The sequence below is a fragment of the uncultured Roseobacter sp. genome, assembly GCF_947492555.1.
GTDB lineage: Bacteria > Pseudomonadota > Alphaproteobacteria > Rhodobacterales > Rhodobacteraceae > Roseobacter.
The window spans coordinates 50,375-71,539 of record NZ_CANLNE010000002.1 but is presented as its reverse complement, the minus strand read 5'-3'; the positions used below and the strand labels follow the sequence as shown (position 1 = coordinate 71,539).

Annotated in this window: 25 protein-coding genes; 15 read left to right on the top strand and 10 right to left on the bottom strand. The window is 59.1% G+C overall.

What is annotated here, in order from left to right; genetic code table 11:
- Window positions 1–10: 10 nt before the first annotated feature.
- A complete protein-coding gene (locus Q1A07_RS07415) occupies window positions 11–916 on the bottom strand; it encodes a LysR family transcriptional regulator (RefSeq protein WP_299779362.1) in 906 nt (301 codons plus the stop codon).
- 92 nt (window positions 917–1,008) lie between these two features.
- Between Q1A07_RS07415 and Q1A07_RS07410 the strand changes: the two genes are divergently transcribed.
- Complete coding sequence (locus Q1A07_RS07410) at window positions 1,009–1,305, top strand: hypothetical protein (protein WP_299779360.1); 297 nt, start codon at window positions 1,009–1,011, stop codon at window positions 1,303–1,305.
- Between the two features lie 65 nt (window positions 1,306–1,370).
- On the opposite strand, the gene Q1A07_RS07405 is transcribed toward Q1A07_RS07410, so the two are convergent.
- A complete protein-coding gene (locus Q1A07_RS07405; protein WP_299779358.1) occupies window positions 1,371–1,838 on the bottom strand; it encodes a YbaK/EbsC family protein in 468 nt (155 codons plus the stop codon).
- An 84-nt stretch (window positions 1,839–1,922) separates the two neighbouring features.
- Between Q1A07_RS07405 and Q1A07_RS07400 the strand changes: the two genes are divergently transcribed.
- Entirely contained in the window at window positions 1,923–2,621 is a 699-nt protein-coding gene (locus Q1A07_RS07400) for a GntR family transcriptional regulator (RefSeq protein ID WP_299779356.1), read from the top strand.
- Here Q1A07_RS07400 and Q1A07_RS07395 read toward each other — a convergent pair.
- Both Q1A07_RS07395 and Q1A07_RS07390 read right to left on the bottom strand, forming a co-directional pair.
- Window positions 2,618–2,968: a hypothetical protein gene (locus tag Q1A07_RS07395; protein WP_299779354.1), complete on the bottom strand. Its 351-nt coding sequence runs from the start codon at window positions 2,966–2,968 to the stop codon at window positions 2,618–2,620. The two genes, Q1A07_RS07400 and Q1A07_RS07395, sit on opposite strands and share 4 nt — an antisense overlap.
- 41 nt (window positions 2,969–3,009) lie before the next feature.
- Window positions 3,010–3,702, bottom strand: coding sequence for a DUF599 domain-containing protein (locus tag Q1A07_RS07390; protein ID WP_299779352.1), 693 nt, complete (start codon window positions 3,700–3,702; stop codon window positions 3,010–3,012).
- A 79-nt stretch (window positions 3,703–3,781) separates the two neighbouring features.
- On the opposite strand from Q1A07_RS07390, the gene Q1A07_RS07385 reads away from it, so the two are divergent.
- From Q1A07_RS07385 to Q1A07_RS07360, 6 genes are all read left to right on the top strand, one after another.
- The gene (locus tag Q1A07_RS07385; RefSeq protein WP_299779350.1) at window positions 3,782–5,230 is read left to right on the top strand and encodes an FAD-linked oxidase C-terminal domain-containing protein; all 1,449 of its coding nucleotides are present in this window, start codon (window positions 3,782–3,784) and stop codon (window positions 5,228–5,230) included.
- 57 nt (window positions 5,231–5,287) lie between these two features.
- Entirely contained in the window at window positions 5,288–6,430 is a 1,143-nt protein-coding gene (locus Q1A07_RS07380; protein ID WP_299779348.1) for an FAD-binding protein, read from the top strand.
- Complete coding sequence (glcF, locus tag Q1A07_RS07375; RefSeq protein ID WP_299779346.1) at window positions 6,430–7,752, top strand: glycolate oxidase subunit GlcF; 1,323 nt, start codon at window positions 6,430–6,432, stop codon at window positions 7,750–7,752. The genes Q1A07_RS07380 and glcF overlap by 1 nt, the downstream gene beginning before the upstream one ends.
- Before the next feature lie 110 nt (window positions 7,753–7,862).
- The gene (locus Q1A07_RS07370) at window positions 7,863–8,684 is read left to right on the top strand and encodes a trypsin-like serine protease (RefSeq protein WP_299779344.1); all 822 of its coding nucleotides are present in this window, start codon (window positions 7,863–7,865) and stop codon (window positions 8,682–8,684) included.
- A 30-nt stretch (window positions 8,685–8,714) separates the two neighbouring features.
- Entirely contained in the window at window positions 8,715–9,524 is an 810-nt protein-coding gene (locus Q1A07_RS07365) for a trypsin-like serine protease (RefSeq protein ID WP_299779341.1), read from the top strand.
- A gap of 130 nt (window positions 9,525–9,654) precedes the next feature.
- Entirely contained in the window at window positions 9,655–10,122 is a 468-nt protein-coding gene (locus Q1A07_RS07360; protein ID WP_299779340.1) for an Hsp20 family protein, read from the top strand.
- 69 nt (window positions 10,123–10,191) lie between these two features.
- On the opposite strand, the gene Q1A07_RS07355 is transcribed toward Q1A07_RS07360, so the two are convergent.
- Complete coding sequence (locus Q1A07_RS07355) at window positions 10,192–11,067, bottom strand: LysR family transcriptional regulator (RefSeq protein ID WP_299779338.1); 876 nt, start codon at window positions 11,065–11,067, stop codon at window positions 10,192–10,194.
- A gap of 84 nt (window positions 11,068–11,151) precedes the next feature.
- Between Q1A07_RS07355 and Q1A07_RS07350 the strand changes: the two genes are divergently transcribed.
- Window positions 11,152–11,460 (top strand): YciI family protein, encoded by a 309-nt coding sequence (locus tag Q1A07_RS07350; RefSeq protein ID WP_299779336.1) that lies wholly within the window; start codon window positions 11,152–11,154, stop codon window positions 11,458–11,460.
- Between the two features lie 55 nt (window positions 11,461–11,515).
- Here Q1A07_RS07350 and Q1A07_RS07345 read toward each other — a convergent pair whose 3' ends face one another.
- The gene (locus tag Q1A07_RS07345) at window positions 11,516–12,994 is read right to left on the bottom strand and encodes an NAD-dependent succinate-semialdehyde dehydrogenase (RefSeq protein ID WP_299779334.1); all 1,479 of its coding nucleotides are present in this window, start codon (window positions 12,992–12,994) and stop codon (window positions 11,516–11,518) included.
- Between the two features lie 85 nt (window positions 12,995–13,079).
- On the opposite strand from Q1A07_RS07345, the gene Q1A07_RS07340 reads away from it, so the two are divergent.
- Together Q1A07_RS07340 and Q1A07_RS07335 are read left to right on the top strand one after the other, a co-directional pair.
- Window positions 13,080–13,868, top strand: coding sequence for an alpha/beta hydrolase (locus Q1A07_RS07340; RefSeq protein ID WP_299781364.1), 789 nt, complete (start codon window positions 13,080–13,082; stop codon window positions 13,866–13,868).
- Window positions 13,869–13,989: 121 nt separating this feature from the next.
- The gene (locus Q1A07_RS07335; RefSeq protein WP_299779332.1) at window positions 13,990–15,213 is read left to right on the top strand and encodes a M24 family metallopeptidase; all 1,224 of its coding nucleotides are present in this window, start codon (window positions 13,990–13,992) and stop codon (window positions 15,211–15,213) included.
- Between the two features lie 41 nt (window positions 15,214–15,254).
- Here Q1A07_RS07335 and Q1A07_RS07330 read toward each other — a convergent pair whose 3' ends face one another.
- A complete protein-coding gene (locus Q1A07_RS07330; RefSeq protein ID WP_299779330.1) occupies window positions 15,255–15,683 on the bottom strand; it encodes an organic hydroperoxide resistance protein in 429 nt (142 codons plus the stop codon).
- A gap of 106 nt (window positions 15,684–15,789) precedes the next feature.
- Here Q1A07_RS07330 and Q1A07_RS07325 point away from each other — a divergent pair, with 106 nt between their 5' ends.
- From Q1A07_RS07325 to Q1A07_RS07315, 3 genes are all read left to right on the top strand, one after another.
- Window positions 15,790–16,254, top strand: a complete 465-nt coding sequence (locus Q1A07_RS07325; RefSeq protein ID WP_299779328.1) for a MarR family transcriptional regulator — start codon at window positions 15,790–15,792, stop codon at window positions 16,252–16,254.
- A 112-nt stretch (window positions 16,255–16,366) separates the two neighbouring features.
- Entirely contained in the window at window positions 16,367–16,633 is a 267-nt protein-coding gene (locus Q1A07_RS07320) for a hypothetical protein (protein ID WP_299779326.1), read from the top strand.
- Between the two features lie 11 nt (window positions 16,634–16,644).
- Window positions 16,645–17,295 (top strand): DUF1523 family protein, encoded by a 651-nt coding sequence (locus Q1A07_RS07315; protein WP_299779324.1) that lies wholly within the window; start codon window positions 16,645–16,647, stop codon window positions 17,293–17,295.
- Window positions 17,296–17,298: 3 nt separating this feature from the next.
- Here the strand turns inward: Q1A07_RS07315 and Q1A07_RS07310 are convergent, their stop codons facing one another.
- Together Q1A07_RS07310 and Q1A07_RS07305 are read right to left on the bottom strand one after the other, a co-directional pair.
- Window positions 17,299–17,676: a histidine triad nucleotide-binding protein gene (locus Q1A07_RS07310; RefSeq protein ID WP_299779322.1), complete on the bottom strand. Its 378-nt coding sequence runs from the start codon at window positions 17,674–17,676 to the stop codon at window positions 17,299–17,301.
- Window positions 17,677–17,685: 9 nt separating this feature from the next.
- Window positions 17,686–19,263 (bottom strand): DUF5928 domain-containing protein, encoded by a 1,578-nt coding sequence (locus Q1A07_RS07305; RefSeq protein ID WP_299779320.1) that lies wholly within the window; start codon window positions 19,261–19,263, stop codon window positions 17,686–17,688.
- 145 nt (window positions 19,264–19,408) lie between these two features.
- On the opposite strand from Q1A07_RS07305, the gene Q1A07_RS07300 reads away from it, so the two are divergent.
- Window positions 19,409–20,227, top strand: coding sequence for a sulfotransferase family protein (locus Q1A07_RS07300; RefSeq protein ID WP_299779318.1), 819 nt, complete (start codon window positions 19,409–19,411; stop codon window positions 20,225–20,227).
- 9 nt (window positions 20,228–20,236) lie between these two features.
- On the opposite strand, the gene Q1A07_RS07295 is transcribed toward Q1A07_RS07300, so the two are convergent.
- Window positions 20,237–21,088 carry a hypothetical protein gene (locus Q1A07_RS07295; RefSeq protein ID WP_299779316.1) on the bottom strand — a complete coding sequence of 284 codons (852 nt, stop codon included), beginning with the start codon at window positions 21,086–21,088 and terminating at the stop codon, window positions 20,237–20,239.
- Between the last annotated feature and the right edge of the window lie 77 nt (window positions 21,089–21,165).

Sequence of the window (21,165 nt, the reverse complement as noted above, 5' to 3'; positions counted from 1 at the left end):
ATGCCACGTATCAGATATGGCTACCATGTATCGATGTGTTAAACGCGGCGCGTAGCAGCTTGGCCGCCGCAGACAAAGTGCCTGCCGCGCTCCAGGCGATGCCGACATCCATGGTGGGAATGGCCTCTGCGAGATCAATTCTCTCGACGCGCCGACCATCAAGTGTCCAGGGACGATAGATCACGTCGCTCAGAATCGTGACGGCCCGCCCGGTGGCCACGAGACTGCGCACCGCTTCCACCGAGGTCGAGACAAGTTTGATTTCGGGATGGCCCGTGAGGTCGGTCCAATAGGCAAGCCCCTGTTTGTCCGCATCATCGGACCTCAGCACGGCGTAGGGATGTTTGGCGACATCTGTCAGGGTCACTGTCTTTTGGCGGGTCAGGGGGTGATCCACGCTGACCCACAGCCGTCGCGGTGACCTGTGAAAGGTCCGGCTTTTCAGACCCGCACCCGGCGTAAGGTTCGAGGTCAACACCAGAGCCAGATCCAGCCTGTTTTCAACAAGGCCCTGTTCGAGGACCTCTCTGGGTTCTTCGGTGAGCTCGACGTCGATGCGGGGATGCTGGCGCGCAAAATGCTCGATCACCGGGATGGAAAAGTAGCTGGAAAGCGTCCAGCTCATGCCAAGGCGCACCCGGCCCGTTATCGCATCATCGGTGGTCTCTACACTTTTCATCGCGGCCTCAAAGGAGACAGCAATGTCGCGGGCATGATGCCGGAACTGCTGCCCAGCTCTGGTCAGCCGCAGCCCGGTTGGCAGGCGGTCGAACAGCGCTGTGCCCAACATCCCCTCCATATCCTTGATCGAAAGGGTCACGGCAGATTGCGATACGTTGAGCGCTCTGGCCGCAGCGGAAACCTGCCCTGCATCGACAACGGCGAGAAAATACCTGATCTGGCGATGGGTCAGCATATTAATTTTTCCAATATTACATATTTGGAGTCTGTATTTTCAATACATAAGAGCTTGTGTCAATCTCACGCTGAACCTTCAGGAGCTCGGCCATGAAACACCAGCGCATTCAGCCGCATCACGCGGACATACCGATACCCGGCCTCGCCGACGAGGCAGTCGAAACGCTTGCGTTCAAGGCGTTGGAAGCACGGCTTGAACGTCTGGACGCTGCAAAAGAAACAATTACACTCTTCCAGTTTCCGGATGATCGGAGCCTCCTTGCGCGTATTCGGAACTGGCGGCAGTTGCGCAAGGCGCGCGCGCAATCTCTGCCTTTGGAAGACGTCATGGACACTGTGGACGAGCCCCGGTGGCGCGGACATTGGGCAACAGTGAAGTATCTTTAGCGATCGCCTTAACTGCCTGGCGAATGCAGTCCAGGAGAAGCCTGCACCACTTGGCGCAACCTGTGTCAGCCTATCTGAAAAATCTTTGAAGCTGTTGCGTCTTTCAACTCCTGAGGGGCCACGCTGAAAACAGCATTTGGCGCGCCAGCGGCTGCCCAAATGCGGTCATGCTCAAGGAGGGCCGCGTCCATCCAGGTGTCTGTTTCCGATAAATGCCCAACGGGGGACACGCCGCCGATCGCAAAACCTGTCTCAGAACGAACACGTCTCGGGTCGGCTCTGATCAAGGTTTCCCCGAAAATGTCGGCGGCTCTTGCCAGATCGACGGTGTGTTTCCCGCTCACCAGAAGCAGCCTCAGCTTGCCTGTCTCGGCACCCTCGAAAATCATGGATTTGACGATCTGTTCGACCGAGCAATTGCACGCGGTCGCGGCATCCTCTGCCGTTCGGGTCGAGCCCGGCATGTGTTGAATGGAGGTGTCCAGCTTCAATGCGCCAAGCGCCTTTTGCACCCGTTTTACACTCTTTGACATCTGTATCCTCTAGAATCATCTGGATACAGATTTTATAATAGTATACAAATAGTCAAGTTTGGTGACTTCGATTGGGAACGGAGTATGACACGCAAGATCATCCGGGACGGGCAAACCGCAGAGGAAATCGCTGCGGCTTTGCGTGCAGAGGTCATTGTGGGCAAACTCCCGCCGGATACCGTTTTGTTTCAGGAAGAACTGGCGGAACGTTTCCAGACCAGCAGAATGCCAATCAGGGAAAGCCTCAAAATCCTGGAAAGGGAGGGGCTTGTCCTCCTCCCGGCCAATCGCAGCGCGGTGGTTGCGCCTCTGGATGTGGAAAGCTTCGTGGAGATCAACGAAATGCGCGCGGTTGCGGAGCCGCTTGCGCTGCGACACGCGATCCCCGAGCTTACAAACCGTCAGATTGCGCAGGCCGAGGCAATACAGGAAGAGGCAGAGCGATCAGATATCGCAAGGTTCGCTGCCTTGAACCGCGCGTTTCATATGACCTTGCTGGAACCTTGTGCACGTCCAAGACTTCTGTCGCATATTGCGTCGCTGAACGATTTGTCCCAGCGGTATTTTCACACCGTGGCCGTTGAACTGGAATACTCTGCGCGCTCTCATGACGAGCACCGTTCATTGATCGCGGCGTGCGTTGCCCGGGATAGGGTAGCAGCGTGCATGATCTTGCAGGAACACATCGAAGCTGCGAGCCAGCTGATGGAAGATGCGTTGCGCGCCAAAAGGGCTGCTACATTGCGCCCGCGCACCGGAGACACGGCGCGGTTCGCGCGCTAACGCAAAGTGATCACCTTGGTTTTGGGGTTCCACCCGCCGGGTAGGTCACGCGCCTGCACCTGCACCTGTGTTGTCCCTTCCGGAATACGCACGCCGGAGAGGGAACGGGTAAACGGCTGTTCTTCCACGTGTGGATGCGCCAGCTCACGGATCGCAAGCTGATTGCCCTGCATGTCCAGAATGCGCCAGGCGTCGGCGTAGTGATCCCATCCGGTGTCGGGGTGCGAGATCGTCACGTCGAAACGCCAGGTATCGCCGCTTTTGCGGGCCTTCACATTGTCAATTTGCGGTGGTTCGGCCAACGCCGGAGTTGCGGCCAGAAGCAGTGCCAGAAATGCATATTTCATTTTAAGATCAACCAAATCATACCCTATCTACGCTGCCTAATCTAAGGGTTCAGCAGAATTTTGCGAGAGTGAGATGCAAATTCTCTGCGCCAGATCACGGTCACGGTGAAGAGCGAGGCAAGCATGAGTGCGATCGGACCGGCCAGCCAGGCGGCGGAGGCAAGCGCGAAATACATCGACCTCAGCCCGCGGGTAAAGCTCCGCGCGCCAGTGATGTTGATCTGGGCAGCCTGTTCTGCCCGTTTGAAGGCATCGGGGTGGGATGGGTCATTCGGAACAGCGGCCATCAGGACGGCACAATATCCGAACAACCGGTTGGCCCAGACAAATTTCAGGAAGGCATTGGTGAGGAAAAGCGTCAGGACCATCAGTTTCAGCTCCCACACAATTGTGGGATGATCCATCAAGGTGATGTCAGCCGCAACGCCCGCCAGACGCTCCGCATTGCCGATCACGGCAAGGGTGCCGCCGATGGCAATGACCGACGTGGAGGCAAAAAATGTCGTGCCCTGTCGCAGGGTGCCCAGAACCTGCGAGTCAAAGATGCGCGGGTCGCGCGTCACCATCTGGCGCATCCATTCCTGCCGATAGCCCGCCATGATGCGCGTGGTCGACAGATGTTTGGCCGAGGGGTGTTCCACGCGCCAGCCGATAGCGGCCCAAAAGAAGAAAATCATGCCAAGGGCTACAAAATCCAGGGGCTGAAACAGCGCAAATCGGTCCATCAGTGTCATGCCAGACGCATGGCAGGTCCGATAAAACTTGCCAATGGGTGAAATTGGTCATATTATTTTACCAAATGGAGGAATGATCATGGAAATGCCGATTCCCGCCCCGGCTGTCTTGGCACGCAAGGATCGCGTCGTGGCGCGCTTGCAGGCGGTTCTGCCATCGGACGCGGTTATTCAGGACCCGGCAGAGACGCGCGCCTATGAATGCGATGCGCTAACGGCCTACAGATGTCCGCCGATGGTGGCGGTTCTGCCCGCAAGCACGCAGGAGGTCTCGGAAATCCTGCGCATTTGTCATGAAGAGGGCGTGCCCGTGGTGCCGCGTGGTTCGGGGACGTCGTTGGCCGGTGGGGCCTTGCCGACAGCGGACTGCGTGATCCTGGGTGTGGCGCGGATGAATGATGTGCTCGACACCGACTATGACAATCGCACGATCAAGGTGCAGACCGGGCGCACAAACCTCAGCGTGACCGGGGCTGTGGAGGAAAATGGTTTCTTTTACGCGCCTGATCCTTCCAGCCAGTTGGCCTGCGCCATTGCCGGGAACATCGCCATGAATTCCGGCGGCGCCCATTGCTTGAAGTACGGTGTGACGACGAACAATCTCATGGGTGTCACCATGGTGATGATGGATGGTGAAATCGTTGAACTGGGCGGTGCCCATATGGATGCAGCAGGGCTCGACCTTCTGGGACTCATATGCGGCTCCGAAGGGCAATTGGGTGTCGTGACCGAGGCGACCCTGCGCATTTTGCCGAAGCCCGAGGGTGCACGGCCTGTTCTCATGGGCTTCGACAGTGCCGAAATCGCCGGTGCCTGCGTGGCGGATATTATCAAGGCAGGCGTTTTGCCCGTGGCCATTGAGTTCATGGACAAGATGCTGATCGAGGTTTGCGAAGATTTCGCCAAGGCGGATTATCCCATGTGTGAGGCGCTGTTGATTGTCGAGGTTGAGGGATCGGAGGCGGAGATCAACGATCAGCTGGCGCTGATCACGGAGATCGCCCGCCGCCACAACCCCGTTGCTCTCCGGGAAAGCGCGTCTGCCGACGAAAGTGCGCGGATCTGGGCGGGTCGCAAGGCGGCGTTTTCCGCGATTGGGCGGATCAGCGACTACATGTGTCTTGATGGCACGATCCCGGTCAGCGAATTGCCCTATGTGCTGCGCCGCATTGGCGAGATGTCGGAGCAATACGGTCTGCGGGTTGGCAATGTTTTCCACGCGGGCGACGGCAATATGCACCCGCTGATCTGCTATGACGCCAATAAGCCCGGTGATCTGGAGATATGCGAGGAATTCGGCGCGGAAGTGCTGAAGCTCTGTGTCGAGGTCGGCGGCTGTCTGACCGGTGAGCATGGTGTGGGGATCGAAAAGCGGGACCTGATGACGCATCAATATGCGCCCGCCGATCTCGAAGCGCAGATGGCCGTGAAAGATGTGTTTGACCCGCAGTGGTTGCTGAACCCCGCAAAGGTCTTTCCGCTTGCCGTGTCAGAGACGCGGCGTGCGCTGGACGTCGCGGCGGAATAGGGGCTTTGCCCCCGCGCCTTTGGCGCTCCCCCAGGATATTGAGAGCCAAGAGAAGATATGAGACCTGACACGGAAGCGGCGCTGGCCGACATTGTAAAATCGGCCAAGGGGCCTTTGGCGATTCAGGGCGGGGGCACGCGTGGCCTGTCGCCTCAGGGTGATGTTCTGTCGGTGGCCGGACTGTCGGGCATTACGCTGTATGAGCCCGGTGCGCTGACGATGGTGGCGCAGGCAGGCACGCCGATCTCTGAGATTGAGGCGGCGCTGGCCGCTGAAAACCAGCGTCTGGCCTTTGAACCGATGGATCATCGTGCCGTGTTGGGCACGCAGGGCGACCCGACACTGGGCGGTGTGATTTCGGCGAATGTGAGCGGTCCGCGCAGGATTCAGGGCGGATCGGCGCGCGATTATGCCTTGGGCGTGCGGTTTGTGGACGGTACGGGCACGGCCGTGAAAAACGGTGGGCGGGTCATGAAGAATGTGACCGGATATGATCTGGTGAAACTGATGTGTGGCGCCTTTGGGACGCTGGGTGTTCTCACGGAGGTTTCGCTCAAAGTTCTGCCCAGCCCCGAGACACAGGGCACGTTGATGTTGCGCGGTCTGGATGATGTGGCGGGCGTGCGGGCGATGTCGGCCGCTATGGGATCTCCCTATGAGATCACGGGGGCGGCCCATTGCGCCAAGATCATGGAGGGCGGATCGGTCACAGCGCTGAGGATCGAAGGGTTCGAGACGTCGGTTGCCTACCGCATGGACCAGCTGAAAGACTTGCTCAAGGGCTTCAACGTCGACATGAACGTTGCGGATGCGACCATGTCGGATTGGATCTGGAAAAGCGTGCGCGACGCCACTTTGCTGGCCGATGTGCCGGAAGACATCTGGCGGGTGTCCTGTAAACCCTCCGACGCGCCTGCGTTGATGGCGCGGTCAGGGGCGGTTGGTTGGTATTTTGACTGGGCGGGTGGTCTGATCTGGGTGCGCATGCCAGCCGGGGGTGATTTGCGCGCGGCTTTGGGCGCCTTTGACGGTCACGCAACCTTGGTCCGGGCATCCGAGGCGACGCGGGCAGTTGTGCCAACCTTTCATCCAGAAGCGCCGGGCGTCGCGAAAATCAGCGCAGGATTGCGCGCCCGTTTTGACCCGCGCGGCATCCTGAACCCCGGTCTGATGGGCCCTGTTGCAAGAGAGATTGCCTGATGCAGACTACTTTCACGGAAAAACAACTCCAGGACCCGGGCATTCAGCGCAGCAACGAGATCCTGCGCAACTGCGTGCACTGCGGATTCTGCACGGCAACCTGTCCGACTTATCAGGTTCTGGGCGATGAGCTCGACAGTCCAAGGGGCCGGATCTACCTGATCAAGGACATGCTGGAGAATGACCGCGATCCCGATGCCAAGACGGTCAAGCACATTGATCGCTGTCTGAGCTGTCTGGCCTGCATGACTACCTGCCCGTCGGGTGTGCATTACATGCATCTGGTGGACCACGCGCGCGATTACATCGAACAGCGCTACAAGCGGCCGTTCAGCGACCGCGCGCTGCGGTGGATACTGGCGCGCATTTTGCCTTACCCGATGCGATTCAGGCTGGCGCTGGTCGGTGCGAAGCTGGGGCGGCCCTTTGCGCGGTTGATGCCGGATGCCCGGCTGCGCGCCATGTTGGAAATGGCGCCGAAGAAAATTCCAGCGGTCAGCCGCAACGATGATCCACAGAGCTTTGCGCCGGAGGTGCCGCGAGTCAAACGGGTGGCGCTGATGACCGGCTGTGCGCAGCGGGCGCTGAACACGGATATCAATGACGCGACGATCCGGCTCCTGACCCGGCTGGGCTGCGAGGTGGTGGTCGCCGAGGGGGCGGGGTGCTGCGGCGCGCTGACCCATCACATGGGCAAGACCACGGAGAGCCACGCGACGGCTGCGAAAAACATCCGTGCCTGGGCGCGCGAGATGGATGGCGAAGGGTTGGACGCGATTGTGATAAACACCTCGGGCTGCGGCACGACGGTGAAGGATTACGGGCATATGTTCCGCAATGAACCGCTGGCCGCCGACGCCAAGCGCGTGTCGGAGATTGCCATGGACGTGTCCGAGGTGCTGATGCAGCTGGATGTGCCGGAAGGTGCCGACAAGGAGATGGTCGTGGCCTATCATGCCGCTTGTTCGTTGCAGCATGGCCAGCAGATCAAGACCTACCCCAAGGATCTGCTGAAACGCGCGGGCTTCACCGTTGTGGAGCCGTCTGATGCGCATCTATGCTGTGGATCGGCGGGGACCTATAACCTGATGCAGCCCGAGATTTCCAAAAAGCTGAAAGATCGCAAGGTACGCACCTTGGAAGCAAAGCAACCCGATGTCATCGCCGCAGGCAACATCGGCTGCATGATGCAGATCGGATCAGGCACCAAAAAGCCGATCGTGCATACAGTGGAATTGCTGGATTGGGCGACTGGTGGGCCGCAACCTCCCGCAATGATTGAAGATTTCAATCCAAGGTCTGAAATCCCCAAGCTTCGTTAACGAATTGACGACGGACCGTTAACCAAATTGCCCGTAATCAGGCCGCTAGTGCCCTATTTCTGCCGTATGTGATGCGTATTTTTGTTCGCATCGATACGAAGGAATTTTCTGTGAAAAAGTGGTTGGTTTTGTTTGTTTTGGCGGCGCTTACGACAACAGGTGCTATCGCGCAGGATGCGCGTTTGAAGGCGTTGGAAGACGGCAATGATGCGAGTCCGTGGGAAGCGGTCGGCCGTTTGGATATTGGCGGCAAGGGATTCTGCACAGGTGCCTTGATCAGCCCCGACTTGGTCCTGACCGCTGCGCACTGCCTTTACGACAAGGCCTCAGGTGTGCGGATCAATCACGAGACTGTCGAATTCCTGGCGGGGTGGCGCAGTGGGCGTGCATCGGCCTACCGGCAGGTGCGCCGCGCGGTGGTGCACCCTGATTACACCTACGCGGAAGACGTCTCTTCCGCACGGGTGCGCAATGACATCGCGCTTTTGGAATTGGCTCGCCCCATTCGCAACACCACGATTGAACCTTTCGAGACAGCACCGCGCCCGCGCAAAGGGGACCGGGTCGGCGTGGTCAGCTATGCCCGCGACCGCTCCGAAGCACCGTCCTTGCAGGAAGTCTGCACCGTGCTGGCCCGCCAACAGGGTGTTCTTGTCACCTCCTGTTCGGTTGATTTCGGATCGTCAGGGGCCCCGATCTTTGTCTTTGCCGAAGGCAAGGCGCAGATTGTATCTGTTGTGTCCGCCAAGGCAGAGATGAATGGTGAAGACGTTTCACTGGGAACTGCTTTGGGCGCCCCGCTGGATTTTCTCCGGTCCGAACTGGTGGCGGGGAAGGGCGTTTATCAGGAGTCCGCGCCGATTGCGGCCCGCGTTGGCGTTGGTGAGGGGCGCAGTTCCACAGGTGCAAAATTCATTCGACCGGTGAACTGACCGATGCGGTTCGTTCTGACTTTGACATTCATGGCTTTGCTGGGCGGGACCGGCCCTGTCGAGGCACAACAGCGCAACACGTCACTGACTGGTCTTGGCGGGGCAAACGAGGCGCTGGTCTGGCAGGCTGTCGGGCGGCTTGACGCCGACAGTGTCGGGTTTTGCACGGCGACGCTGATTGCCCCGGACCTTTTGCTGACGGCGGCGCATTGCGTCTATTCGCCTACCTCGAATACGCCCCTGAAAGCAGAAGACCTCACGTTCCGCGCTGGTCTGCGCAATGGAACTTCCGCTGCCGAGCGTCAAATTGCCCAGATTGAGGCGCATCCCGGGTACACGCCGGGCCAGGGCTCTACCGTGGAGAACATTCGCCACGACGTCGCCCTGTTGCGACTCAAAACGCCGATCCCAACCCATATGCTTGATCCCTTTGTCCTCTTTGACGAGCGGTTCGCGAAGGGACCGGTCAGCGTCGTATCCTACGGGCGGGGGCGCGCGGAGTTGCCGTCCAGACAGGCGGTTTGCCGCATGTTCGATCACTACCAGGGGGTGGTTTTGATGGATTGCGATGTGACATTCGGTTCCTCGGGCGCGCCCGTCTTCAGTCACAAGAACGGTCGGGGGCAGATTGTCTCCGTCGTCTCAAGTGTGGGCCGCTTTGAGGGCAAAAAGGTCTCTTTTGGTATGGTGCTTCCTAGGCTCGTGGCCGATCTCAAACGTCAGATGCGGGCCAATGCGCAAAACCCTTTGGCCAGCGCGCGCAGGATCACAATCAACAGCGGCGTCAGCCGAACAACATCGACCGGTGGCGCAAAATTTGTCCGCCCCGGGGGGTCTTGAACCGCTCAAATCTCATCCCCACATTACCGGTATCCGGGGTGCCTCTGCAGGGCCCCGGCACATAACCATTGCCGGCGGACGTCCATCCGGAGCCGCTGGCGCGTAATCGCTCAAAGAAGAGGATAACACTATGCGTACCTTTGATTTTGCACCGCTTTACCGGGCTACCGTTGGCTTTGATCAAATTGCCGATCTGATGGACCGGGTGCTGACAACCGAGGGCACACAGCCTTCCTACCCCCCTTACAACATCGAAAAACTGGACGATGACGCCTATCGTATCTCGATTGCGGTCGCCGGATTCTCGGATGCGGACCTCAGTGTCGAAGTTCGTGAAAATGCCCTGATCGTTTCAGCCAAGAAAGCCGAAGAAGACGCGGCGCGCAGCTACCTGCACCGCGGTATCGCAACCCGTGCCTTTGAGCGGCGCTTTCATCTGGCGGATCACGTCCAGGTCACCGGTGCCGCCCATGTCGACGGAATGCTGAACATTGATCTGGTCCGCGAAGTGCCCGAGGCGCTGAAACCGCGGCAGATTTCGATCTCCTCGACGAAGCAGATCGAGAAAGACGTGGTCGACGCGAAATCCGTGAACTGATTTCACGTCACCGTTTGGCTGTTGGGCCCGCGTTTCTGACGCGGGCCTTTTTCGTTTATGCACCCTCACCTACGACCAGGGCAGTCCGTTCAGCCAGTTTTTGACAGCCAGCACTGAGGCCCGGTCGGATTGATCCGCGTGAGACAGCAGCCAGACCTCCCGCGCAGGTGTGGTCGTCTGGTGTCGAATATCGACCCGTTGCAGGCGTGTATCAGCCGTCGCAACGGCGCGGGGTAGAAGTGTCTTTCCCAACCCCTGCGCGGCAGCTTCCCAGGCGGTTTCGAGATCGGCAACTTTCAGCGGTGCAGGCCCCGCAGGATCCCGCTGCGCGGCGCTGGCAAGCCAACGCGCCTGGGGCAGACTTGCGTGCGCATCCTCGTAGTCGATCCACGGTGTCTCCGGGAGCGCGCTTTCTGCCAGAGCCGACGAGGCAAAGAGGTCGAACGTCACCCTGCCCAGTTTCTGAGCCTTGACGCGCAGCCCCCCGGCTGCTGGTCGCGCAAAACGGAGCGCGAGGTCAGCCTCTCGTTTGTTCAGATCAAGCAACCGCGCCTCCGGAACCAGTTCCAGCGTCAGACCAGGCTCCTGATCCTGCAATATGTGAACCTGTGGCACCAGAATCCGATTGATGATCACCGGAACCGAACTGATCCGCACCACACCGGTGAGACGGGTTGTGATCTGCCCCAGCAGGTCTTCCACCGCGATGGCGGCCCGTTCGGTGGTCTCCGCATGGATCAGGACGGCGTGCCCAATCTCCGTCAGAACATATCGCCCGGCGCTGTCGCGCAGGAACAGTGTCACCCCGAGTTTGTCCTGCAAATCCGCGATCCGACGCGCGACGGTTGTATCGCTGGTTCCCAGATGCTGCGCCGCTGCCAGTAGAGTTTCGGCGCGGTGCAAGGCAATCAGATATTTCAAATCATTCCAGTTAAAGCTCTGCATTTTTGCAGGCTAGATGGTCACATACACTGAATCAATCGGCGTATGTGTGGTGGTAGCTTTGGCTTAAACACGCTGGAGGACCGCATGACATTCATCATCCTGTTCGAAGACGCCTCGCAGGCAGACCCGGATATTCGAAAGACTTATATGCCCGCGCACCTGGACTTTCTCGAGGCGCACTCCGATGCAATTAAATCTGCCGGGCCGCTTTCAGATACCGCAGGCGCCGGGCAGGGTGGTCTCTGGGTCGTGGATGTGCCGGATGAGGCTGCGGCAAAAGCCTTGGTGCATGCGGACCCGTTCTGGCCAACTGGACTGCGCAAATCCTTCCGTATTCTGGCGTGGCGCCAGGTTTTCGCAGATGGCAAACGGCACATTGATCCCAGGACGTGAACCTACGAAAAAGGGCCGCACGCGGCGGCCCTTTTCATATCAGTTGATCCGATTGTCAGACTGACATGCAGATGTATTTCATTTCGAGGTAATCCTCGATCCCGTGATGCGATCCTTCGCGGCCCAGACCCGATTGCTTCACGCCGCCGAAGGGCCCGACTTCGGTAGAGATGATGCCGGTGTTCACTCCCACAATCCCATATTCCAGCGCCTCGGCCACCTTGTAAACGCGGCTGAGATCCTTGGCGTAGAAATAGCTTGCGAGGCCAAAAATCGTGTCATTGGCCATGGCGATCACCTCGTCCTCGTCTTCGAATTTGAAGAGCGGAGCAAGCGGGCCAAAGGTTTCCTCGGTCGCGACTTTCATATCCTGCGTCACACCGGTCACGATGGTTGGTTCGAAGAACGTGCCACCCTTCTCGTGTGGTTTGCCGCCGGTCAGCACCGCGCCGCCATTGTCGACCACGTCCTGCATGTGCTCCTGCACCTTCTCGACCGCTTCTTCGTTGATCAGCGGACCCGTAGTCACGCCCTCGTCGAGCCCGTCCCCGACGTTGAGGTTTTCCACCGCCACTTTCAGCTTGGCTGCAAAGGCATCGTAGACCCCGGCCTGCACATAGATGCGGTTGGCGCAGACGCAGGTCTGCCCGTTGTTGCGGAATTTGCACAGCATGGCCCCTTCGACCGCGGCATCCAGATCGGCGTCGTCAAAGACGATGAAAGGAGCGTTCCCGCCAAGCTCCATGGAGCACTTCATCACCTGATCCGCGGCTTGTTTCAGCAGGATGCGGCCGACTTCGGTGGAGCCGGTGAAGGTCAGCTTGCGCACAGCGGGGTTCTCGCAGAACTCCTTGCCGATCTCAGAAGAGGAGGAGGATGTCACAACGTTGAACACACCCGCCGGGATGCCCGCACGTTCCGCCAGAACACCCATGACGATCGCGCTGAGCGGTGTTTCCTTGGCCGGACGCGCGACAAAGGAGCATCCCACCGCCAGCGCGGGGGCCGCCTTGCGCGTGATCATCGCGTTGGGGAAATTCCAGGGCGTGATCGAGGCCGCCACGCCGATGGGTTGTTTCAGCACGGTGATGCGCTTGTCGCGCTGGTGGCCGGGGATCGTCTCGCCATAGACCCGTTTGGCCTGCTCGCCCATGAATTCGATAAAGCTGGCGCCATAGCCGATTTCGCCCTTGGCTTCGGCATGGGGTTTGCCCTGCTCGGCGGTCAGGATGGTCGCCAGATCGTCAGCGTTTTCCATCATCAGATCGTACCACTTGCGCAGCACGGTCGCGCGTTCCTTACCGGTCCAGCTGGCCCAGTCCTTCTGCGCCGTTTCTGCCTGCGCAATGGCACCCGCGACCTGAGCACGGCTCAGGTCGGCCACCTCGGCAATCACGTCACCACGGGCGGGATTGGTCACGTCGAAGGTGCCGTTGTCGCCCTCGACCCACTGCCCGCCGACGTAGGCGCGGGTTTCCAGCAAGCTCGGGTCTTTCAGAAGGGATTTGAGGTCGGTGTTTAGAATATCTTTCATTTCGGGTCCTCCACGAAAATGGCTACCGTTCTCATTTCAACTCTGACTATGATTGTCCAGTTCCGAAACGAGGATGACCATGATGATGCCGCTCGACGACGCCTATGCCAATGCAGCCTATATTGCTGGGGCAGAGACCTATCCACCCAAGTGGGAAGCTGCGGCCGCGGCGTTTCGCGAAAGGCTTGCCACGCGTGCCGAGGTTGGTGTCCCCTACGGTTCGTCAGACAGGCAGGTGTTTGATTTCTTTAACACAACGAAAGACACGCAGGGCACCGTGATCTTCGTGCATGGCGGCTACTGGAAGGCCTTTGACCGCAGCAGCTGGTCACATCTGGCGGCGGGAGCGCTGGCAGCAGGTTGGTCCGTGGCTATGCCGAGCTATGATCTCTGCCCGGATGTGCGGATTTCCCAGATCACGCGCCAGATCGCGCAGGCGGTTCAGACGATTGCCGCGCGGACGGAGGGGCCACTTGTCCTTACCGGGCATTCCGCGGGGGGGCATCTGGTGGCGCGAATGCTGGCGCCCGGTGTGCTGCCCGACGATGTCCGCGCACGCGTCATGCGCGTGGCCCCGATCTCCCCCGTGGCGGATTTGTTGCCGTTGTTGCAGACATCGATGAACGACCTTTTCCAGATGAACGAGACCGCCGCGCGGTCGGAAAGCCCGACGCAGCAGGATCCGCCCAAGGGCGCGCAGGTGAGGATCTGGGTCGGCGGAGACGAGCGCCCGGTCTTCCTTGAGCAGGCAGAAGCCCTGGCCCGGGCCTGGGATATCGAAAACACCGTCGTGCCGGAAAAACACCATTTTGACGTCATCGACGCGCTGGAAGATGCGCAAAGCGACATCGTGCGGTTCCTGACCGCAACCTGAGCCTTGATCGCGCGCGCAGAATCGTCCAAGCCTTGGTGCGGCTGTGGGGCGATGGCGTCGTCCTGCGCGCGGCCCGATTTGTCCTGAACGCCGGGACCTTTCTGTATAAGGAGGGTCTGACATGACCACCTCACCCCTTTCCGACCGGCCCGAGATGTATCGCTATCACAACGGCGAGAAATCTCCCCTGCCATTCGAGGTTTCGGAATATGAAGCGCGGCTTGCGGAGCTGCGCGAGCGGATGGCGGCGGCAGGTGCCTCTGCGGCCGTCTTTACCTCGATGCACAACATCGCCTACTACTCGGGCTTTCTCTACTGCGCCTTCGGGCGGCCTTACGGAATGGTGGTGACGGAGACGGAGGCGGTCACGATCAGCGCCGGCATCGACGCGGGCCAGCCGTGGCGGCGCAGTTTCTGCGACAACATCACCTACACCGACTGGCAGCGCGATAACTTCTGGCGCGCGGTAGCCAGTGTGACCGGCAAGAACGCGATCATCGGCTATGAGGGCGACCACCTGACCCTGATGCAGCGCGACAAGCTGGAGGACTTTCTGCAGCCGCTGACGATGGTGGATCTCTACGAGACCACGATGCGGCAGCGGATGCAGAAATCCGAGGCTGAGATTGCGCTCATCCGGCACGGGGCGCAGGTGGCGGATGTGGGCGGTTATGCGATCCGCGAGGCGATCAAACCGGGCGTGCGCGAGATCGACGTGGCAATGGTGGGTCGGGATGCGATGGAGCTGGAGATCGCCAAGCGCTTTCCAGACGCGGAGTACCGCGACACATGGGTCTGGTTTCAGTCGGGGCTGAACACCGATGGGGCGCATAACCCGGTCACCGGGCGGGTGCTGGAGCGCGGTGATATCCTGTCGCTCAACACCTTTCCGATGATTTCAGGCTATTACACGGCGCTGGAGCGGACGTTGTTCGTACAGGAATGCGATGCGGACAGTCTGAAGATATGGGAGGCGAATGTGGCGGCCCATAAGTACGGAATGAGCCTTCTCAAGCCGGGCGTGTCCTGTGCGGATGTGACCCACAAGATCAACGATTTCTTTGCCGAACGCGATCTGCTGCAATACCGCACCTTTGGTTACGGACACTCCTTCGGCGTGCTGAGCCACTATTACGGGCGCGAGGCCGGGCTTGAGCTGCGCGAGGACATCGACACGGTGTTGGAACCGGGCATGGTGATCTCAATGGAGCCGATGCTGACCATCGCTGCGGACAAGCCGGGTGCGGGCGGATATCGCGAGCATGATATCCTGGTGATCACCGAGGATGGTAATGAGAACATCACCGGCTACCCCTACGGCCCGGACTTCAACATCGTCGGCTAGACCGGTGCGCCGCGGCTTTTGGCAGGGCCGCGGCGGTGCTATCAGGCACGTTCCGGCGTGATGCTCAGGCTGCCTTTGGTCGCGTGGCTGTAGGGACAGACTTTGTGGCCACCCGCGATCAGGTCGTCTGCCACGGCTGCATCGACGCCCGGCAGGGATACCTTGATTTTAACGTCGAGGCCAAAGCCGAGGTCTTCGCGCGGGCCGATGCCGACGGTGACATTCACCGACGCGTCATCCGGCACGTCGATCTTGTTCTGGCCCGCGTAAAAGCGCAGCGCGCCGAGGAAGCAGGCCGCGTAGCCGGTGGCAAAGAGCTGTTCGGGGTTCACACCGTCCCCGCCTGCGCCGCCAAGCTCCTTGGGGGTGACCAGTTGCGCGGTGAAACTGCCATCATCGACGCGGGACGTGCCTTCGCGGCCGCCGCCCGTGGCTGTGGCGCTTGTGCTGTAGAGAACTTTGGTGGGCATAGGTATCTCCTTTTATATCGGGTGCGTTATTATCGTACGCGATATAAATAATGGAATCGATCTTGTCAACCTTGCGATTAAATCGCCCGCGACCTAAATTAATGGTATGGCGAACGATCTGACACCCCCGACCACCGCGGACCCGATGGCCCCGATGATCTGCTTTGACCTCTACGCGGCGTCGCAGGCCTTTACGCGGGTCTACAAGCCGCTGCTGGCACCCTTGGGCCTGACCTATCCGCAGTACCTGGTGATGCTGAACCTGTGGTCCGACGCCCCATTGAGCGTGGGCGAGATCGGGCGGCGGGTGAGCCTGGAAAGCAACACGCTGACACCTCTGATCAAGCGGTTGCAAGAGGCCGGGCTGGTCACGCGCACCCGCGATCCCGACGACGAGCGCCGCGTGGTGGTGGCCCTGACGGACCGGGGGCAGGCGCTGGAGGCGCAGGCCGCCCATGTGCCGGGCTGCATTCTGGAAGCCACCGGCATGCCACAGGCGGAGATTGAAGCGCTGCAGAGGACCCTGCGGGGTCTGACCCGCACGATGCTCGACGCCGCCGCATCAAAATAGGCTTCCCAATGGCAAGGACATTTGCGATGCAGCAATCAAAGCAAGGGCGCATGGGATGTAAATAGAGTTTACATCCCCTATATTGCGGGTAAGCCGCACAAAGGAGATCGGAATGGCCGCACTGGCACGGATGCTGTTTATCGGGTTCATCGTCCTGACAATCATCTACGTCTGTCTGTCCTTCTACTCGCGGTCCGTCCGGCGCGGTAAGCTGGAAGCGGAATGGGATGAAGCCAGAGGCCCCGGCGACCGCGAGAGTTTCGTGCGCGCGGGGTTGCAGGATTACGATGGGTCGCTGCGCCGCAAGCTCATCCTGGGCGTCTATGTCATCCCGTCGATTGCCATCGCGCTGCTCATCTATTTCACAAATTTCGCCTGAGGGGCTGGTCCATGTTTTACGTCAAATGGGGTTTCATCATCGCCTTCTGGCTGCTGGTCGCGTCTTTCTTTCACTACACGCTGCCACAGGTCGATATCGCGCGGGTGACGGATACCTACGAAAAGCGGATCGACCCCGGTGAAAACCGGCTGTTTTGGGCGCAGGCCGATGCGGGGTCTGACCCCAATGCGATCAGCCGGGATGTGTTCTTTATCCAGACGCGCCGGGCCGACGGCAAGGTGATGGTCTACCGAAACGAAGACACCGGCTGGGGCTGGCCGCCCTATTTCAAATTCGACACGTCGAACCTGCAGGCGGAAGCGGCGGACGCGAAATCAACGTCTGCGGCCCCGCAATATGTGGCAATCCGTCACTATGGCTGGCGCAACGAGTTCTTTTCGATCTTCCCCAATGCGATCTCGGTCTGGCCGGTGGAGGGGCCGGAGGCCAACAAACCCTTGCCCTGGCTGAATGCGCTGATCCTGCTTTTCCTGGCGGCGATCTTCTACGGTATCTGGGTGCGCTGGCGGCGTTTTCGCGAAAAGCGGATCGACCCCAAGCTGGAAGAGATGCAGGATAGCTGGGAAGCCACCGAGGATAGTTTTGCAGAGAAGCGCAGCCGTTTGCGGCGCTGGTGGGCAGCAAAACGGCGTGGGTACTGACGCTTAGGCCTTCGCCAGCATCCGGCCCAAAGGGCGCCCGCCCAGAATATGCACATGCAGATGCGGCACGTCCTGCACACCGTCTGACCCGGCGTTGGAGATCATGCGAAACCCGTCGCCTGCCGTCAGGGCGACACCTTCCATCCGGCACACTTCTGCAATGGCGCGGGTGTAATCGACGATTTCCGCCTCCGATGCCTCTGACGCGAAATGGTCGTAACTCACGTAAGGCCCTTTCGGGATCACCAGTACATGGGTTGGGGCCTGCGGATAGAGATCGCGAAAGGCGAGGCTGTGTTCGGTCTCCAGCACGGTGGTGTTCGGAATCTCGCCGCGCAGGATTTTTGCAAAGATGTTCTGATCGTCGTAGGCGTAGCTCATGTGGGGTCCTCAATCGGCAAAGAGATGCGGGCTGCTGGCGATTTCGCGCGCGGAATCCTGTGAGATCGACAGGAACTGCGCCAGCGCCTGCGCATTGTCATCCAGATCACCGGTTTCACGGACGCGGTTGTAATTCTTGAATTCGGCGTCCCTGATGCGGTCGCTTTCAAAGATCATGTCGTTGCGGATGGTGGGCAGCAGCCGCTCCAGCGTCTCGGTCGAGGTCTGCTCCCCCGCAAGCCCCACGCGCATGGCGTGGCCAATCAGGTATTCATCCGTAAAGCCGCATTCGATCTCCAACAGGCGGGTAACGGATCTGTCTGCGGCGAAGTCCTGCAGCAGCTCGATGTTGCCCGGGTCCATGCAGACGATCATGCGGTCGGTTTCATAGTAGTCAAAGAGCATCCGCATCAGCGCCCGGCGGTGGCGGGTACGTTTTTCAAGGCTGGTCTGGATGCCGCCAAGATCTGGCAGGGGCGTGTCCTCTTCGTTGAAGAGGTATTCGACCGCGGGCACATTGGTGGTTTGCCGGATGCGTTCCAGCACCCGCTTGGCCACATGCCATTTCTTGCAGACCACGACGAGCAATTCCCGCTCGCGGCCCAGCGTCGATTCCGTTTCCCAGAACCGCGAGGCAAAGCGGCGTCCGATACGTCCGCGCCCGGTGAGGAACTTAAAGAGGCTTGGTCCCTCGCCGGAAATCTGGAAATCCACGCCCGAGGCGGCATAGAGCAGGCCGAGGCGGCGTTTCAGGTCGCTGGCCTCGGGGCTGATCTTGCGGGCAAAGAGGTAATCCTGACTGATCAGCATGTCGTAGTGATCGTTGTAGAAGGTCACCGGCATCCCGTAATCGGTGAACATCAGGAAGGTCAGGGTGCGGCTGCGGATTTCCGTTTCCGGCACCAGATGGGGCACGATGGTCTGGAAAAAGGTCTCGTCCGGAATCCATGTGGTTGCAAAAAAACGCATCACGTCACGGCGCTCTTTCAGAAACTCGAGCATCTTCTCAACCGTCTCACGACGCAGGCACCACCACTGGCTGCCGATCCTGATCTGAATGTCATCGGGCAGTTTGCGATCGAGCTTCAGGCGCCGCTGCAGGTCCATCGACGCATAGAACAGATGCTTGTGTTTGCGTTCGTTGAAGAAGTGACGGTATATCAGCCGTTCCTCCTTCATGCCGGTCTTGATCCAGTCGCTTTCGAAGTAATCGAAGCTCTCGATGAAATCCGCGTCGTTTTCATCCAGAAATTGGTGGGTGTATTCAGCTGTCTTGATCGCCATGCAATCGCCCGACAGCATGTAGAAATGCGTCGCGCGCGGGTAGGCATCCACCGCGGCTTGAACAGCGTTCAATGTGGCCTGTACCAGTGACCACTCCCCCCAACCGCATTTCACGCGTTTGCGGGCAAAGGTCACGTTCGCATTTCCGTTCAATGCTTTGCGGATTTTTTGGTAATGTTCTGGATTGGCGCGGGCATCGAAGTGGATGGCCATGTAGTCGCCAGCCGCAGTTAATTTCTCCGCCTGCCGGATGATGGCATCGGGGTCTTTATGGCATAAAAGGATAAAGGCGATCTTTGCCACGTTTGATTTGATCTGCTCTTATTGTTGCCACTCTATATGTTGATAAGCATGAAGGCTCATTGAATAAACCGAAATTATTTGCTTTTTTCTAACCTAACATCGTCAAAAGCCTCAAAACGGGCGGACCGGGCAGGAGTTAAACAGTATGGGTTTCCCAGGAACCTGGATGACCACCAGTGAAAGCATGGTGTACCGCGTGGTGCCCAAATGCGCCTGTTCGACCATCGGTCAGATCATGTACTATTCAGATCACGGCGTATTTTTCGACGGGGACATCCATGATGCGAAAGAGGGGCTGCACAAATGGGCGCTGGACGATAGTCAGACGCCGATCACCGAAAATGTGCAGCAGCATAAATCCTATGCTTTCACCTGTGTCCGGAACCCCTACACGCGCGTTCTGAGCTCGTTCTTCGACAAGATCTGCGGTATTCAGCGCAATGGCAAACGGTATCGCGGCAATCTGGTGCCGGTGTTGGTGCAGAAATACGGTATCGATGTGGGGGGCGATGACGGTCAGGAGGAATTTGACCAGATCGCGTCGTTCCGCCGGTTTCTTCTCTTCGCGCGCGACACCATCAAATTTCGTAAACCCATGGATCCGGACATTCATTGGTCGGCGATGTCAGGCCATGTCAGCACCTTTATCGTAAACGGCGGCACATACGACAAGATCGTCTGGACGGAGAGTTTCAACGAAGGCATGCAGGAGGTTCTGAATGCGATTGAGACACCGTATCAGATTAAGCTGGATGAGGTGCCGCGCTTTAACGAAAGCGAAGGGCATGGGCCCAAGCGGGCACATCCGGTTGAGGCGTATTTCGACGATCTGTCGATGCATCTGGTCTATGAGATCTACAAACGGGATTTCGAGCTCTTTCGGTATGATTTCGAGAACCCTGGCAACAAGATGCCTGTCTCCGAGATCGACCTCGATGAGGTGCACGCCAAGCTGGGGGACTGACCTGGTAGGTTACCGGCCGTCGAAAGGACCCAGAAGGCTGGTCCGATGGTGTACCTGAAAGATGTGGTTATAGAGTTGCGCCACCCACTGCTTGCCTTCCATCGTGTGTTCCAGATGGTTCAGCGCCGGGCCGATCAGCGGTTGCACCTGCGCCCAGAAGAAATCGGGAAACTTTTCCATCAGGTCCACCGCGCTTTTGTAGCCAAGCTGCTTGGCCATGCCGGTCTCCTCGAACTCCAGGTAAAGCGCGCCGATTTTGCGGTGATAAAACGGATCCGCCATTTGGCCGATCAGGTCGGCCGCCCGTACCAGAGCCGGTTCGCTTGTGGTGGAGCCGTAATGCGCGTCATCGGGCACCGGGAAGCGGGTGTAATCGATGGCCGCTGCAATGCGTTCTTCGTCAATCAGGGCCGAGTCGGCAAACCGCTGGCGGGCGTACATCATGCCCCGGTCCACGTGATAGGGTGCGAGGTAAGCGTCGGAGGCCCCACGAGGCGGGGTGATGGTCTTGCCTGAAGGATCAATGACCACCTTTGATCCGACATCCCCCTTGCAGATATCGCGCATGTATCCGACATCGTGCAGAAGCAGGGCGACGATGTAGTGCAGCCAGTCGCAGGGTTGCAGGGCTTCGGTAACCAGACGCCCGCGTATGATCTGCTGACCCACAAGCGTTACCATGATCGTGTGTTCGGCGTTGTGATAAAGCGCGTCTGAATTGGCCAGCCGCTCCAGCACCATCTTGGCGCATCCGTTTATGAAGGCAGCATATTCCGGTTCTCGTCCGGAAAAATACTGCAGGAATGTCTCCGATAGGTGGTCGCCGAAGGAGGACGCCAGCGTTGCTGTCGGGTTGAACATCTGGACCTCCCGGGAATGAATTATCCGCCTTGCATACACTATTTTTCTGTAGACGCCTATGTGTACGGGCCATGAAG

What these genes read in the sequence shown, in the direction of transcription:
- Q1A07_RS07415 (WP_299779362.1), bottom strand. Translation starts at nt 916, where the DNA reads ATGCTGACCCATCGCCAGATCAGGTATTTTCTCGCCGTTGTCGATGCA.
- Q1A07_RS07410 (WP_299779360.1), top strand. Translation starts at nt 1,009, where the DNA reads ATGAAACACCAGCGCATTCAGCCGCATCACGCGGACATACCGATACCC.
- Q1A07_RS07405 (WP_299779358.1), bottom strand. Translation starts at nt 1,838, where the DNA reads ATGTCAAAGAGTGTAAAACGGGTGCAAAAGGCGCTTGGCGCATTGAAG.
- Q1A07_RS07400 (WP_299779356.1), top strand. Translation starts at nt 1,923, where the DNA reads ATGACACGCAAGATCATCCGGGACGGGCAAACCGCAGAGGAAATCGCT.
- Q1A07_RS07395 (WP_299779354.1), bottom strand. Translation starts at nt 2,968, where the DNA reads ATGAAATATGCATTTCTGGCACTGCTTCTGGCCGCAACTCCGGCGTTG.
- Q1A07_RS07390 (WP_299779352.1), bottom strand. Translation starts at nt 3,702, where the DNA reads ATGACACTGATGGACCGATTTGCGCTGTTTCAGCCCCTGGATTTTGTA.
- Q1A07_RS07385 (WP_299779350.1), top strand. Translation starts at nt 3,782, where the DNA reads ATGGAAATGCCGATTCCCGCCCCGGCTGTCTTGGCACGCAAGGATCGC.
- Q1A07_RS07380 (WP_299779348.1), top strand. Translation starts at nt 5,288, where the DNA reads ATGAGACCTGACACGGAAGCGGCGCTGGCCGACATTGTAAAATCGGCC.
- glcF (WP_299779346.1), top strand. Translation starts at nt 6,430, where the DNA reads ATGCAGACTACTTTCACGGAAAAACAACTCCAGGACCCGGGCATTCAG.
- Q1A07_RS07365 (WP_299779341.1), top strand. Translation starts at nt 8,715, where the DNA reads ATGGCTTTGCTGGGCGGGACCGGCCCTGTCGAGGCACAACAGCGCAAC.
- Q1A07_RS07360 (WP_299779340.1), top strand. Translation starts at nt 9,655, where the DNA reads ATGCGTACCTTTGATTTTGCACCGCTTTACCGGGCTACCGTTGGCTTT.
- Q1A07_RS07355 (WP_299779338.1), bottom strand. Translation starts at nt 11,067, where the DNA reads ATGCAGAGCTTTAACTGGAATGATTTGAAATATCTGATTGCCTTGCAC.
- Q1A07_RS07350 (WP_299779336.1), top strand. Translation starts at nt 11,152, where the DNA reads ATGACATTCATCATCCTGTTCGAAGACGCCTCGCAGGCAGACCCGGAT.
- Q1A07_RS07345 (WP_299779334.1), bottom strand. Translation starts at nt 12,994, where the DNA reads ATGAAAGATATTCTAAACACCGACCTCAAATCCCTTCTGAAAGACCCG.
- Q1A07_RS07340 (WP_299781364.1), top strand. Translation starts at nt 13,080, where the DNA reads ATGCCGCTCGACGACGCCTATGCCAATGCAGCCTATATTGCTGGGGCA.
- Q1A07_RS07335 (WP_299779332.1), top strand. Translation starts at nt 13,990, where the DNA reads ATGACCACCTCACCCCTTTCCGACCGGCCCGAGATGTATCGCTATCAC.
- Q1A07_RS07330 (WP_299779330.1), bottom strand. Translation starts at nt 15,683, where the DNA reads ATGCCCACCAAAGTTCTCTACAGCACAAGCGCCACAGCCACGGGCGGC.
- Q1A07_RS07325 (WP_299779328.1), top strand. Translation starts at nt 15,790, where the DNA reads ATGGCGAACGATCTGACACCCCCGACCACCGCGGACCCGATGGCCCCG.
- Q1A07_RS07320 (WP_299779326.1), top strand. Translation starts at nt 16,367, where the DNA reads ATGGCCGCACTGGCACGGATGCTGTTTATCGGGTTCATCGTCCTGACA.
- Q1A07_RS07315 (WP_299779324.1), top strand. Translation starts at nt 16,645, where the DNA reads ATGTTTTACGTCAAATGGGGTTTCATCATCGCCTTCTGGCTGCTGGTC.
- Q1A07_RS07310 (WP_299779322.1), bottom strand. Translation starts at nt 17,676, where the DNA reads ATGAGCTACGCCTACGACGATCAGAACATCTTTGCAAAAATCCTGCGC.
- Q1A07_RS07300 (WP_299779318.1), top strand. Translation starts at nt 19,409, where the DNA reads ATGGGTTTCCCAGGAACCTGGATGACCACCAGTGAAAGCATGGTGTAC.
- Q1A07_RS07295 (WP_299779316.1), bottom strand. Translation starts at nt 21,088, where the DNA reads ATGTTCAACCCGACAGCAACGCTGGCGTCCTCCTTCGGCGACCACCTA.